11 protein-coding genes are annotated in these 14,165 nt (G+C 70.2%); 10 read left to right on the forward strand and 1 reads right to left on the reverse strand.

Translation table 11 applies throughout. The features are described from left to right. Nucleotides 1-16 precede the first annotated feature (16 nt). Nucleotides 17-610 (forward strand): sigma-70 family RNA polymerase sigma factor, encoded by a 594-nt coding sequence (locus IPL89_05855; GenBank protein ID MBK9062706.1) that lies wholly within the window; start codon nucleotides 17-19, stop codon nucleotides 608-610. Further along, nucleotides 607-3,135 (forward strand): serine/threonine protein kinase, encoded by a 2,529-nt coding sequence (locus IPL89_05860; GenBank protein ID MBK9062707.1) that lies wholly within the window; start codon nucleotides 607-609, stop codon nucleotides 3,133-3,135. The genes IPL89_05855 and IPL89_05860 overlap by 4 nt, the downstream gene beginning before the upstream one ends. Here IPL89_05860 and IPL89_05865 read toward each other — a convergent pair. Next, the gene (locus IPL89_05865; protein MBK9062708.1) at nucleotides 3,132-4,496 is read right to left on the reverse strand and encodes an amino acid permease; all 1,365 of its coding nucleotides are present in this window, start codon (nucleotides 4,494-4,496) and stop codon (nucleotides 3,132-3,134) included. The two genes, IPL89_05860 and IPL89_05865, sit on opposite strands and share 4 nt — an antisense overlap. A 45-nt stretch (nucleotides 4,497-4,541) precedes the next feature. Here IPL89_05865 and IPL89_05870 point away from each other — a divergent pair, with 45 nt between their 5' ends. The 8 genes from IPL89_05870 to IPL89_05905 all read left to right on the forward strand — a co-directional run bounded on the left by IPL89_05870 (nucleotide 4,542) and on the right by IPL89_05905 (nucleotide 14,123). Next, entirely contained in the window at nucleotides 4,542-6,647 is a 2,106-nt protein-coding gene (locus tag IPL89_05870; protein MBK9062709.1) for an ATP-dependent helicase, read from the forward strand. Continuing rightward, nucleotides 6,647-8,599 (forward strand): 3-isopropylmalate dehydratase, encoded by a 1,953-nt coding sequence (locus IPL89_05875; protein ID MBK9062710.1) that lies wholly within the window; start codon nucleotides 6,647-6,649, stop codon nucleotides 8,597-8,599. Before IPL89_05870 ends, IPL89_05875 begins: the two co-directional genes overlap by 1 nt. Beyond that, nucleotides 8,581-9,078 carry a hypothetical protein gene (locus IPL89_05880; GenBank protein ID MBK9062711.1) on the forward strand — a complete coding sequence of 166 codons (498 nt, stop codon included), beginning with the start codon at nucleotides 8,581-8,583 and terminating at the stop codon, nucleotides 9,076-9,078. Before IPL89_05875 ends, IPL89_05880 begins: the two co-directional genes overlap by 19 nt. Nucleotides 9,079-9,146: 68 nt before the next feature. Continuing rightward, nucleotides 9,147-10,265, forward strand: a complete 1,119-nt coding sequence (locus IPL89_05885; protein ID MBK9062712.1) for an efflux RND transporter periplasmic adaptor subunit — start codon at nucleotides 9,147-9,149, stop codon at nucleotides 10,263-10,265. Nucleotide 10,266: 1 nt separating this feature from the next. Then, nucleotides 10,267-11,502: an ABC transporter permease gene (locus IPL89_05890; GenBank protein MBK9062713.1), complete on the forward strand. Its 1,236-nt coding sequence runs from the start codon at nucleotides 10,267-10,269 to the stop codon at nucleotides 11,500-11,502. Continuing rightward, nucleotides 11,502-12,755, forward strand: coding sequence for an ABC transporter permease (locus IPL89_05895; GenBank protein MBK9062714.1), 1,254 nt, complete (start codon nucleotides 11,502-11,504; stop codon nucleotides 12,753-12,755). Before IPL89_05890 ends, IPL89_05895 begins: the two co-directional genes overlap by 1 nt. A gap of 16 nt (nucleotides 12,756-12,771) precedes the next feature. Next, complete coding sequence (locus IPL89_05900; protein MBK9062715.1) at nucleotides 12,772-13,497, forward strand: ABC transporter ATP-binding protein; 726 nt, start codon at nucleotides 12,772-12,774, stop codon at nucleotides 13,495-13,497. Between the two features lie 38 nt (nucleotides 13,498-13,535). Beyond that, complete coding sequence (locus IPL89_05905; GenBank protein MBK9062716.1) at nucleotides 13,536-14,123, forward strand: hypothetical protein; 588 nt, start codon at nucleotides 13,536-13,538, stop codon at nucleotides 14,121-14,123. Nucleotides 14,124-14,165: the final 42 nt, after the last annotated feature.

The following is a 14,165-nucleotide window of genomic DNA, read 5'->3' on the forward strand; positions in this document are numbered from 1 at the left end:
GCGAGGACCTTCTTCGATGACCGGGCCGAACCCCACTCCGCCGGGCGACGTGACCGGGCTCCTTCTCGCCTGGAACGGGGGGGACCGCGAGGCGCTCGAGAAGCTCGTCCCGCTCGTCTACGACGAGCTTCGAAAGCGCGCACGGCGCGCTCTCGCGAAGGAGCGGCGCGGCCACACGCTTCAGCCCACCGCGCTCGTCCACGAGGCTTACATGCGCCTCGTCGACCAGAGCCGCGTGCCCTGGCAGGATCGGTTCCACTTCTACGCCGTCTCGGCGCGGGCGATGCGGCAGGTCCTCGTCGACCACGCGCGCCGCCGTCTCGCCGACAAGCGGGACGGCGGAAAGACGTTCGTCCCTCTCTCGCGGGCGGGCGACGAAGCCGCGACGCCGCCGCCCAGCCTCGACGTTCTCGCCCTCGACCAGGCGCTCGAGCGGCTCGCTTCACTCGACCCGCGGCAGGCGAAGCTCGTCGAGCTGCGCGTGTACGGCGGCCTCACGATCGACGAAGCTGCCGAGGCTCTCGAGGTGTCGGCGGCGACGGTCAGCCGGGACTGGCGGCACGCGGAGGCGTGGCTCCACCGCGAGATGGCGGGGTCCGCGGCGCCGTGACGCCCGAGACTTACGGCCGCGCGAAGGAGATCTTTCTCGACGCGCTGGAGGCTCCCGAGGGCGCACGCGCGGCGCTCGTCGCGACCCGGTGCGGCGGCGACGAGGCTCTCCGCCGCGAAGTCGAGGCCCTGCTCTCCTCGGACCAGGAGGGCGCGGGGTTCCTCGAACGGGCTCCTCTGCCACCGCTGCCCTCGAGCGACGCCGAGGAGGTCGCGCCGCCGGCGCGCGTGGGCCCGTACCGGCTCCTCCGCGAGATCGGGCGGGGCGGCATGGGGTCCGTCTACCTCGCCGAACGGGCGGACGAGGCCTACGCGGGGCGCGTCGCCGTGAAGCTCGTCCGGCGCGGGATGGACACCGAGGACATCCTCCGCCGCTTCCGGACGGAGCGGCAGATCCTCGCGTCGCTTCAGCATCCGAACATCGCGCGCCTGCTCGACGGGGGCACGACGGAGGACGGGCGTCCGTACTTCGTGATGGAGCACATCGAGGGCCGGACGCTGACGGAGGACGTGCGCGCGAAGGGGCGGTCCCTCGCGGAGCGCATCGCCCTCTTCCGGGTCGTGTGCGGCGCCGTCCAGCACGCGCACGGGATGCTCGTCGTCCACCGCGACATCAAGCCGTCCAACGTCCTCGTGATGGAGGACGGCACGGTCAAGCTCCTCGACTTCGGACTCGCCAAGGTGCTCGCGCCGTCCGCAACGGGAGACCCGGACCGCACGACGGCGGCCACGGCCATCTTCACTCCGGAGTACACGTCGCCGGAGCAGCTCGCGGGACGCGCGATCACGACGTCCGCCGACGTCTACTCCCTCGGCGTCATGCTCTACGAGCTCCTCGCCGACGCGCATCCGTACCGCGAGGCGGCCACCGCGCCGGCCCTCCTTTGGCGGGCCATCTGCGAGGTGGACCCGCCGCCACCCTCGGAGGCGGCCGAGCGCGCCAAGGGGCCGGACGCGGCGCGGCGCGCGGCCGGCCTGAGGGGCGACCTCGACGCGATCGTCCTCAAGGCGATGCGGAAGGAGCCCGGGCGCCGGTACGCGACCGTGGACCAGCTCTCCGAGGACCTCCGCCGCCATCTCGACGGGCTGCCCGTCGAGGCGCGGCCCGAGAGCGCGGCCTACCGTCTCGGCAAGTTCGTGAGCCGCCACCGGACGGCGGCCGCCGCGGCGGCGGTCGCCGCTCTCTCTCTCGCCGTCGGCTTCGGCGTCGCTCTCCACCAGGCGCGAATCGCGCGCGCGCACGAGGCGGTCTCGAAGAAGCGCCTCGAAGACGTGCGCGCCCTCGCGAACACGCTCCTCTTCGAGCTGAACGATTCGCTCGCGGCCGTGCCCGGTACCGTGAGATCGCGCGAGCTCCTCGTCCGCCGCGGCCTCGAGTACCTGAGCCGGCTCGACCCTGCCGCGGAACCCGAGGACCTCGCGCTGCTGCGCGACGTCGCGGCCGCGTACGAGAAGCTCGCGGACGTACAGGGTGGGGGAAATGCGAGCCTGGGAGACGCCGCCGGTGCGCAGGAGAGCCTGCGCAAGGCGGTCGTGCTGCGGGAGAGGACCGCTCAGTCGCATTCCGCGACGCTTCAGGACCGGCTGGACCTCGCCCGCGCACGTTCGTCGCTGGCGGGAATGCTCGGCCCGAGCTCGGAGGAGGCCCTCCGGCTGAGCGCGGCCGCGGTGAAGACCGCCGAGGAGGCTCTCGCGCTCGCGCCCGCGGACCGAAGCGTCCGCAAGCGCCTTGCGATCGTCCTCGACGCGCGGGCCATGGTCCTCACCCAGCGAGGTGACTTCGAGGACGCCCTCGCGGCCCGTCGGCGCGAAGCGGGCCTTTTCGACCTCCTCGCGGCCGATCCCGGGGCAACCGACAACGAACGGCGCAATCAGGCGCTCGTCTCGCGATACCTTGCGAGTCTCTATGACCGTCTCGTGCGCGTCGCGGAGGCGGAGCGCGAGTACCGGCGGGCGGTCGAGATCGACGAGGCACGGCTTGCGGCCGCCCCTCGCAACGCGGAGACGATGGTGGACGCCTCGCACAGCCTGCGATCGCTCGCGGTCTTTCTGCGGAGGTCCAACCGTCCGGCCGAGGCGTTGCCGCATGCCGAGAGGGCCGCCGCGCTCGCGGGCGAGATCGCCGCGAAGGATCCGGCGGATGTGGGCGCGCAGCTTGCCGCGCTGAGGGCGCGGCTGCAGGTCGCCCAGACGCACACGTCGCTCGGGCGCTTCCGCGAGGCACGCCGGATGATCCTCGATGGAATCGCCCGGCTCGACTCCCTCGCCAGGGCCGGTGTGACCGCGGGGCGGCTTCCCGGCAGTTTCGGGGCTCACGACGTCGCTCTCGCCGAAACCTGGGAGATGGAGATGCAGGGAGCCCGGGGCAAGGACCGGGAAGCCGCGCGTCGCGAGGCCCTCGCGGTCTACGAAGCGGCGCGTCGGACTTTCGCCGAGATGGAACGGCTCGGACAGCTCAGCCCGACGGACCTCGTGCTGCGAGACACGACGGCAGGAAGGCTCGTCGGCCTCGCCGAGGCTCGCTAGCGGCGTTCCGCCACGCGCCGCCCTTGCCAGGCGTACACGGCGACGCCCGCGGCGAGGATCAGGAGGCCTCGCGCGGCGTCCCTCGGAGCGTCGAGGGCGATGGCGACGGTGAAGACGAGCGACGTGACGACGTAGAACGCCGGGATCCACGGGTAGCCGGGCGTCTTCCACGGCGCGTCCGGCTGCCGGCGGCGGTAGACGAAGAGGGCGGCGCCGCCGAGCGCGTAGAAGAACGTCGCTGCGAAGGAGACCGTCGCGACGAGCTCGTCGAACTTGCCCGAGAGCGTCAGCGCCGCGGAGAAGACCGCCTGGAACACGAGGCCGAACGCGGGCGTCGCGTACTTCGGGTGAAGGCGCGCGAACGGCGCGGGGAGTCGGCCGTCTTGCGCGGCGGCCCACGCGATACGCGGCGCCGGGATGATGTTCGCGGCGAGGGAGCCGAGGACGGACACGATCACCGCGATCGAGAGCCAGCGGGCCGCGCCGTCACCGAACAGGACCTTCACGGCCGTCTCGGCCGCGCGCGGGGACGCGCCGAGCACGGCCGCAGGCGCCGCTCCGAGATAGACCGCGTTCGCCCCGAGGTAAAGGAGGGCGACCGCGCCGACGCCGAGGATGAGCCCGCCGGGGATGTCGCGCTTCGGGTTCTTCACCTCGGCGCCGAGGGCCGAAAGGTTGATCCAGCCGTCGTATGCCCACAGGACGCCCGCGAGCGCGCCGCCGACGGAGATCGCGAGGGGAGCGTTCATCGGCGGGAATGCGAGGGACGGCCGGACGGCCTTCGCGGCCGTCAGCCCGAAGCCGACGAGGGCGATCACCGAGCCGATCTTCACGACCGTGAGGACGTCGTTCAGCCGGCCGCCTTCCTTGATCCCCAGGACGTTCCACGCCGAAAGCGCGAACGCCGTCGCGATCGCGACGAGCTGGCCCTGTGAGACCGGCAGGCCGAAAGCGGAGAAGGCGGGAGCCGCAGTTCCGAGAACGGGGAAGAACGAACCGAGGAACTCCGCGAACGCGGTCGAGAGGGCGGCGACGGTTCCCGGCATCACGACGAAGACGAGCGCCCACATGTAGAGGAAGCCCCAGATCGGCCCGAACGTCTCGGAGAGGTACACGTACGGGCCGCCGGCCGCAGGGCGGCGCGCGCCGAGCTCGGCGTACGTCAGCCCGGCGGCGGCGGCGTGGACGGCGCCGATCACCCACACGACGACGATCCACGAGGGGAAGGCCGCCTTGCGGATGACGTTGCCGGCCGAGAGGAAGATCCCGCTCCCGATCATCGAGCCGGCGACGTACAGGACACAGTCCCACAGCCCGAGGGCTCTCACGAGCTGCGTCGCGCCGCGGCGTCCTTCAATCACGCGCGGCGAAGCCTAGCAGGCGTCCCGGAGGGGTAATCTCCGGCCGTGACGGACGGCCCGCCCGCGACCCGCAGGTACGTGCTCAAGCGCACGGTTGCGAAGAGCTACCGCGTGGATTACGCGCGCGAGCTGAACGAGGAGCAGAAGGCCGTCGTCTTCGCGCCGGACGGCCCGACGCTCGTCGTGGCGGGCGCCGGCTCGGGCAAGACGCGCACGCTCGTCTACCGCGTCTCGCGCCTCATCGAGGACGGCGCAGACCCCGCGTCGCTCCTCCTCCTGACGTTCACGAACCGCGCCGCGCGCGAGATGAAGCGGCGCGTCGAGGCCCTCATCGGCGCGGACCTCGTGCGCGCGACCGCGGGGACGTTTCACTCGGTGGGCGCGCGCCTCCTGCGCCCGCACGCCGAGCTTCTCGGCTTCAAGCCGAACTTCACGATCCTCGACTCGGAGGACACGAAAGACCTCCTCGAGTCCGCGACGTCCGACATCGGCGTTCCCGTCACGGAGCGCCGCTTCCCGAAGGGCGACCTCCTGCGCGCGATCGTGTCCCTGTGCGTGAACACGGGGCGGAAGCTCGACGACGTCATCACGGAGGAGCACCCGCACTTTCTCCCGCAGATCGATGCGATCCGGACGGTCGTGCACCGCTATCTCGAGCGGAAAGTCCTCGCGAACGGGATGGACTACGACGACCTCCTCCTGAACTGGAAGCGGCTCATGCTCGAGCGCCCCGAGATCCGGCGCTCCTTCGGGCTGAGGTTCAAACACGTCCTCGTCGACGAGTACCAGGACGTGAACCATCTGCAGGCCGACCTCGTGGACATGGTCGTTCAGGACGTCGAGAAGCCGAACGTGATGGTCGTGGGCGACGACGCGCAGTCCATCTACTCGTTCCGGGGCGCCGACTTCGAGGCCCTCCTGGGCTTCCCGGACCGCCATCCGGGGACGTCCGTGTTCCCGCTCGAGACGAACTACCGTTCGACGCCCGAGATCCTGCGCCTCGCGGACGCGTCGATCGCCGGGAACACGCGGCGCTTCGAAAAGACGCTCAAGCCCGTGCGCCCGTCCGGCGTGCCCGTCGCCGTCGTCGGCGCGTCGGACGTCTCGCAACAGGCCGAGTTCGTCGCGCAGCGCGTCCTCGAGCTGCGCGACGAAGGGACGCCGCTGAACGAGATCGCCGTCCTGTACCGCGCGCACCACCAGGCCCTCGAGCTCCAGATCGAGCTCACGCGCCGGGGCATTCCGTACGAGATCCGCTCTGGTATGCGCTTCTTCGAGCAGCAGCACGTGAAGGACGTCCTCGCGTACCTGCGCCTGCTCGTGAACCCGAAGGAGGAGACGTCCTTCAAGCGGCTCCTCAAGCTCCTCCCGAAGGTGGGCGAGCGCACGGCCGCGACGCTCTGGACGGCCGTGGGCGACCTGCCCGACCCCGTCGCCGCGTTCTGCCGGACGGACTTCCGGAAGGCGCCGGCGGGCGCGCAGGGCGGCCTGAAGAAGCTCGCCGCGACGCTGGAATCACTGCGAAAGCCCTCGCTCCGGAGCGCTCCGGCCGAGGCGATCCGGTACGTGGTGGACGAAGGCGGCTACGCCCACGTCGCGAAGTCGAAGTTCGACAACCACCAGGCGCGCCTCGACGATCTCGAGGCACTGGCCCAGTTCGCGCTGCCGTACGACGGCGTCGAGAGCTTCCTCGAGGAGGTCACGCTCTTCGGCGAGCCGACGGGCGAGACGACGATCGCTGGGGAAAAGGAAGACGAGCGCCTCGTCCTTTCGTCCGTCCACCAGGCCAAGGGCCTCGAATGGCGGGCCGTCTTCGTCATCGGGCTCATCGAGGACCGATTTCCGAACGTCCGCGCGGCCCGGACGGCCCCGGGGCTCGAGGAGGAGCGCCGCCTCTTCTACGTGGCGGCGACGCGCGCGAAGGACGAGCTCTTCCTCGTCCACCCGCTCGCCGCGTTCGACCGGTACGGCATCGTCGTCGTGACGGAGGCGAGCCGGTTCCTGCGCGAGCTCGCGGACGACCTCTTCGAGCGGTGGGTCCTCGAGCCCGGGCCCGCGCTCCCGATGGTGCCGGGCGCGCCGCCCGCCCCGCGCCTCGCGGAGGCGGACGATCCGACCGTGGAGGACGATCCCGAGGACGTGGTGAACTGATGTCCGGCGAGAAGCCTGCCGTGCGCCTCGGCGGCCGCATCCTCTACCTGACCGAAGACGCGGGCCTCGTGCGCCGGCAGCTCTCGGGCGAGGACCTCGCCTGGGACGCGAACGACGCCTCCCACGCCCTCCGGGACCAGATCTCGACGGACGAGATCACGCCGGGATGGGTCTGCTTCCACCACGACGAAGCGCTCGGCCGTTTCGCGTACCTCGGGGTCACGTGCGCCGAGGGCGACGCGCGCGTGACGCCGTTCGGCGAAGGCGCGGTGCGTGCCGGCGGCTTTGCCGTTTCGGTCGCCGGGCGCCGGCGCGGCAAGGGCTCTTCGCGCGAGCAGGCGCCTTACGCCGAGCGCGCGGCCGGCATCCGCCTCCTCGTCGCGGAGAGCTTCGAGCGCATCTACCGCCAGAATGCGATCAACCTCGGGATGCTCGTCACGACGGACTTCTCGATCCTCGCGAGGGTCCGGCGGGGTGAGGAGATTCCGCTCTCGTTCTTCACGGACGGCGAGGACGCCGTGACGCGAGGCATCGTCGAGGCGGGCGGGCTCCTCGCGTACACGCGCGCCCGCCTCGCGGGAGGGGCCGTGCCGCCTCCGTTCGGGCGGGCGGCGCGCCCGATGACGCTCGCCGAGAAGATCCTCGCCCGGCACGCCGGAGTTCCCGCGGTTGCGCCCGGCGACGCGGGCTTCGTCCGGACGGACTGGCGGTTCTCGCACGAGTACGTCACGCCGATGGCGGCGAACGCATTCGAGGCCGAGCTCGGGTCCGCCGCGCGCGTCACGGACCCGGAGAGCGTCCTCCTCTTTCGCGACCACCTCGCGCTCCTCGGAGAGGTCATGCCGGAGGAGCGGCGCCGGCGCGGCCTCCTCGCGCTCGCGGACGGCCTCGCGGCGCGCCAGGAGGAGTTCGCCCGCGCGCAGGGCCTGAAGCTCCACGGCGCGGGCGACGGGATCTGCCACTCCCTGATGCTCGAGCGCTACGCCCGGCCCGGGCAGGTCGTGGTCGGCTCCGATTCGCACACGACGCACGCGGGCGCGCTCGGCGCTCTCGCGTTCGGGATCGGGACCTCGGAAGTCGCGGCCGCGTGGCTCTCGCGCGACGTGCGCGTGGCGGTCCCGGCGACGATCCGCGTGGAATTGACGGGCGCGCTGCCGGCCGGCGTCGCGGCCAAGGACGTCATGCTCACGCTTCTCGCGCACCCGGCCGTCCGGAGCGGTGGCGCGATCGGGAAGGCCCTCGAGTACGGCGGCGACGCGGTGCGCGCGATGTCCGTCGACGAGCGCGCCACGCTGACGAACATGGCGGCCGAGGCCGGCGCGTTCGCGGGGATCGTCGCGCCCGACGACGCGACGGCGCGGTTCCTGGCCGAACGGCGGGGTCTTCCGCTCGACGACGCGCGCCGCGCCTGCGAAGGGCTCGCCCCCGATCCCGGCGCCGCTTACGACTCGATCCTCACGCTCGACGTCTCGGCGCTCGCCCCCCTCGTCGCCCTGCCGGGAGACCCGGGCAACGGCGTCCGGATCGCCGATCTCGCCCGGGACGTCCCGATCGACATCGCCTACGGGGGGTCTTGCACGGCCGGAAAGCGGGAGGACATGGAGATGCTCGCCGCCGTCCTCGCCGACGGCCTCGCGCGAGGCCGCCGCGTGGCGTCCGGCGTGCGGTTCTACGTCCAGTTCGGGAGCCGCGACGTGCGCGAATGGTGCCGGGAGAAAGGTTACCTCGACCTTTTCGCGCGCGCGGGAGCCGTCACGATCGAGCCGGGCTGCGGCGCCTGCATCGCGGCGGGTCCGGGCGTGTCGACGCGGCCGGACGAGGTGACCGTCAGCGCGATCAACCGCAACTTCCCGGGCCGGAGCGGGCCGGGGTCCGTTTACCTCGCGAGCCCGTATGTCGTCGCGGCGTCGGCTCTCGCGGGTAGGATTACGGCGTGGACACCCGGCGCCTGACCCGAGCCGCGCTCGCCGCGGGCCTTCTCCTCGCGTGTGGGGGCTGCGGCTGGGCCTGGAACGTCTGGGCGCGCGGCGACCTCGCGCGCGACGTGAAGTCCCTCCTGGCGCGCGAGGGCGTCCTCGTGAACGACGTGAAGTGCCGGATGTTCGGCACGCTCAACTCGGGCGCCTGCGTCCTCCCGCTGACCCCCGCGCAGTCGACGACGCTCGTGGCGGCGTTGAAGCTCCGGGTCCTCACCCCGACGGAGCCGATCCGGGAGTTCAGGTACGGCTGCTCGGACACTCCGCCCTTCGACACGGGGTTCGTCCGGGCGTACCGATCCTCGGCGCTGCGTCCCCCGGAGCTCAAGCTGCGCGACGGCGGGGGGTTCGACTACGTCTACCTGTATCACCACCCGACGTCGGGCATGGCCTGCATCCAGGCGCTTTACACGCCGGAGGGCGTCGCGCTCCCCGCGAACACGATGGTCCGCTGACCCCGGAACTTTCCGGCGTTCCCGGCGTATCCCCTTTTGGAACGGGGCTCCGCCCGGGAGGCATCGGCATGGCCAAGATCCTGAAGATTCTGCTCGGGTTGACCCTTCTGGCCGGGGCGGCCACCGGCGTCTACGCCTACAGCCGGGGCGCCAGGAAGGCCGACGGCGGCATGAAGCTCGTCGATGCGCAGCTCGGGTCGATAACCGAGAAGGCCGTTGCCGTCGGGCAGATCCAGCCCCGCCAGAAGTTCTCGGTCAAGTCCAAGATCTCGGGCATCGTTCGGGTCTGCCGCGTCCAGGTCGGCGATCGGGTGAAAGCCGGCGACCCGCTCTTCGAGATCGGGCCCGACCCGACGCCGCTCGAGCTGACCGGCGTGGATCGCGCCGTCGAATCCGCGAAAGCGACCTTCCAGCGCGCACAGCTCGAATTCGACCGGGCCGAGGAGCTGTTCCGGCAGGGGATCACGGCGAAGTCGGACGTGGACCAGAAGCGCGAGAGTTTCGAGCTCGCGAAGGTGGCGCTGAACAAGGCCGAGCAGGACCGCGACCTGACGCGCAAGGGCAGCCTCGCGAAGACGGCCACGACGGGGCTCGAGTCGATCATCCGTGCGCCGGCCGCCGGGACGATCCTGACCCGCCTCGTGAACCCGGGCGACCCCATCGTCCCGCTCACGTCCTACCAGCCGGGCACGGAGATGGCGACGATCGCGGACATGAGCGATCTGATCTTCAAGGGCACGGTCGACGAGATCGACGTCGGCAAGCTTCACGTGAATCTCCCGGCCCGCATCAAGGTCGGGGCGCTCCCGACGGACGTCGTGACGGGCAAGGTCTCCCGCATCGCCCCGCAGGCCCAGCAGAAGGAAGGCGCGACGCTGTTCGACGTCGAGATCGAGCTCGACGCAAACACGAAGATCACGCTCCGCGCGGGGTATTCGGCGAACGCCGACCTCATCATTCGCGAGAAGAAGGACATCCTCACGATCCCCGAACGCCTCGTCGTGTGGGAAGACGGCGGCAAGAAGAGCTTCGTCGAGGTCCCGGACGAGAAGGCCAAGGGCAGCAAGGTCGAGCCGAAGAAGATCGAGGTCAAGCTCGGCATCTCGGACGGCATGAACGTGGAAGTGATCTCCGGTCTCGCGAAGGGCGACAAGGTCGTGCAGAGACCCCCGAAGGAGATCTCCTGAGGTGGTCTCCCTCTCCGAGGTCCTCCGGCAGCTGCTGAGGGACGTGCGCAGCCAGAAGCTGCGAACGTTCCTGACGGTGTTCGGCATCGTCTGGGGGACCGTGGCCGTGACGCTGCTCCTCGCGTTCGGCACGGGGTTGAAGAAGCAGCTGATCAAGAACACCGCGGGATTGGGGGACCGGATCTGCATCGCGTGGCCGGGCCTCACGTCGGTCCCGTACCAGGGCCTCGGCAAGGGCCGGAGGATCCGCCTCGTCGAGGAGGACGTCGATGCGATCCGCCGGGAGGCCGAAGGGCTCTCCGGCGTCTCGAGCGAGTACCAGACGTCCATGAAGCTCCACCTCGACCTCAAGACGTGGCCCGTGGACGTCTCGGGCGTCTCGCCGGAGTTCGGCCGGATGCGCAACCTGATCCCGGACGCCGGCGGCCGGTTCATCGACCCCATGGACATGGCCGAGCAGCGCCGCGTCGTCTTCCTCGGCGACAAGCTCGCGAAGAACGTCTTCGGCAAGCCTGAAGACGCGGTCGGGAAGACCGTCATGCTCGGCAGCTCGCCCTTCCTCGTGATCGGCGTCCTGAAGCCGAAGACCCAGGACTCGAGCTACAGCGGGCGCGACAACGACAAGGCCTCGATCCCGGGCACGACGTACCGCGCGCTCACGGGCGAGAAGTACGTGAACAACGTGATCTACCAGGCGACGTCCGCCTTCGACACGGAGCCCCTGTCGGCGCGCGTCCTCGAGATCCTCGGCAAGCGCAAGAAGTTCGACCCGAAGGACAAGGAAGCGCTGTCCGTGTGGGACACCACGGGGCAGTTCAAGTTCTTCGACACGTTCATGCTCGCCTTCACGGGATTCCTCGGCGTCGTCGGCTCGCTGACGCTCGTCGTCGGCGGCATCGGCGTCTCGAACATCATGAACGTCGTCGTCGAGGAGCGGACGAAGGAGATCGGGATCAAGATGGCGCTCGGAGCGAAGCAGCGCTTCATCCTCGGGCAGTTCCTCCTCGAGACGCTCCTCGTGACCGGGATCGGCGGCGCGATCGGACTCGCGCTGTCGCTCGGGCTCTGCGCCGTGTTTCCGCGCTTCGGGCTCACGGAGTACGTCGGCGTCCCCGAAGTGTCACCGTTCGTCGCGGCGATCACGATCGGGATCCTCGGGGCAATTGGCTTCGTCGCCGGGTGGTTCCCGGCCCGGGAGGCGTCGCGGCTGGATCCGGTCGTGGCGATGAAGCTCTGATGCGGACGCCCGCCGTCGTCCTGACCCTCTTCGCACAGTCCTCGCGGCTGTCGAAGAAACGCGCGTTTCTCACGATCGCTGCAATCGCGTGGGGGACCGTCGCGATCCTTCTCCTCCTCTCCTTCGGCGAGGGCCTCAAACGCCAGATGGACCGCAACCGCCGCTCCACGGGCGAGAACCTCGCCGTCATGTGGCCGAACGAGACGTCGAAGCCCTGGAAGGGCATGCCTCCCGGCCGCGACATCCGCCTCACGACGGACGACGTCTCGTTCGTGGCGGAACGCATGCCCGAGCTCCCTGCCGTCATCGGCGAGGTCACGTCCTGGCGCACGGCGCTCACGTACGGGCGCAAGACCGTGAACGGCCGCGTCCTCGGCACCAACGTCGTCTACGGCGAGGCGCGCAAGCACTACCCCGTGGCGGGCGGCCGCTGGCTGACGCCCGGGGACGAGGCCGAGAAGCGCCGCGTGATCTTCCTCGGCGACGAGATGGCGAAGGACATCTTCGGAAAGGACGACCCTGTCGGGAAGACGCTCCTCGTGAACAATTCGCCGTTCACGGTCATCGGCGTCATGCAGCACAAGACGCAGATGGGCGTCTACGGCGGGCCGGACGAGAAGCACGCCGTGATCCCGTGGACGACGTTCAAGGCGCTCTTCGGGCGCGACCGGCTGAACGTCCTCGTGATCCAGTCGCGGACGCCCGAGGAGATGGCACCCGCGCTCGCCCGCCTGAACGAGATCCTCGGCGCCAAGTACGGCTACGACCCGACGGACGAGCGCGCGCTCTCCACGTGGAACATCGTCAAGACGTCGAAGCAGGGCCAGAACATGATCATCGGGATCCAGATCTTCCTCGGCCTGATCGGCGCGCTGACTCTCCTCATCGGTGGCGTCGGCGTCGCGAACATCATGTACGCCGTCGTGAAGGAGCGGACGCGCGAGATCGGCGTGAAGATGGCCCTCGGCGCGAAGGCGCGCTGGATCACGTGGCCCTTCGTCCTCGAGGGGCTCGTCTACACGCTCGTGGGCGGGGTCGCGGGGATGACGATCGCGACCCTCCTCGTGACCGGCCTCGGCCTCATCCCGGACGGCTCGAACCGCGTTCTCGCGTTCCTGGGCCGTCCGACGCTTTCGCCGGTCATCGCCGCGACCACCGCCGGGATCCTCGGCGCGATCGGCCTCATGGCCGGCTACTTCCCGGCCCGCCGCGCGGCGGCCATCGACCCTGCCGCCACCCTGCGCTACGAATGACGATGAAGGAGACCGCATGCCCCGCGACGTGAGGACCGCCGCCCCGCCGACCGACGACATCGTTGCCATGGACGACATCCGCAAGGTGTACGACACCGGCAAGGTGAAGGTCGAGGCCCTCAAGGGCGTGAGCTTCACGATCCGGAAGGGCGAGTTCGTGGCCATCGTCGGGCCGTCGGGCTCGGGCAAGTCCACGCTCATGAACCTCCTCGGCTGCCTCGACACGCCCACGAGCGGGTCGTACCGCCTCGCGGGGGAGCCGGTCGCGGGCCTCTCGCGCGACGCGCTCGCCGACGTGAGGAACCGCCGCGTCGGGTTCGTCTTCCAGAACTTCAACCTCCTGCCGCAGATCTCGGCGCTCGAGAACGTGGAGATGCCGATGCTGTTCGGCGGCGTTCCCCCGAATGAGCGCCGCGCGCGCGCGGCCGAGCTCCTGACGAAGGTCGGCCTCGGCGACCGCCTCGAGCACAGGCCCACGGAGCTGTCCGGCGGCCAGATGCAGCGCGTCGCCGTCGCGCGGGCCCTCGCGATGAAGCCCGACATGCTCCTCGCGGACGAGCCCACCGGGAACCTCGACTCGACGTCCGGCGGGGACATCATGGGCCTCTTCACGGAGCTCTGGACGGGTGGCGGCACGCTCGTCGTCATCACGCACGACATGAGCCTCGCCCGCCGCGCCGGCCGCGTCATCGAGGTCCACGACGGGCGGATCCTGAAGGACTCGGCGGCGGAAGCCGCCTGATCGTATAAAATGAGTCCCCGTTTCAAACAGGAGGACTCATGAAGAGAGCCATCACCCTCATCGCCGGTGCGTTCCTCGCCGCCGCCTTCTCGGCGGCTGCCGCCGACAGCCCGAAGGAAGACCTCAAGTACCTCGGGATCGACAAGTGCAAGAAGGACAAGTTCGACTGCGTGTACGTCGCCGACGGCTTCAGCTTCTCGGGCAAGACGATCCACGTCCAGAAGTTCGAGAAGAAGGCCGACGCGCCCGCCAGCGGCGACATGGGCGGTCTCGAGTACGGCAACGCGGACGTGTTCATGCAGGAGAGCTTCGCCAAGGACACGAACGAGCGCATCGAGAAGGCCGGCGCGAAGTTCGTGACCGGCGGCTCCGGCGACTACACCCTGAAGGGACAGATCACGGAGTTCCGCTACCCCAAGAAGGGCGCCGCCTGGGGCGGCTGGATCGGAGGGGCGGTCGGCTCGGGCACGATCGTCTACGACTGGAAAATCGTGGACAAGAGCGGCAAGACGGTCGTCGGCGTCCACCACAAGATCGTGGCGAGCGCGTCGGACACGCTGGAGCACCGCGTAAAGAACGTCCAGGGCGACGAGATGGTGGAGTTCGTCCGGAAGAACGCGAAGTAAGTCTCTTCACCCTTCGAAGAAACCTTGCTATCATTTCCCCGG

It is taken from the genome of Acidobacteriota bacterium, from assembly GCA_016716715.1.
Classification (GTDB): Bacteria; Acidobacteriota; Thermoanaerobaculia; order UBA5066; family UBA5066; genus Fen-183.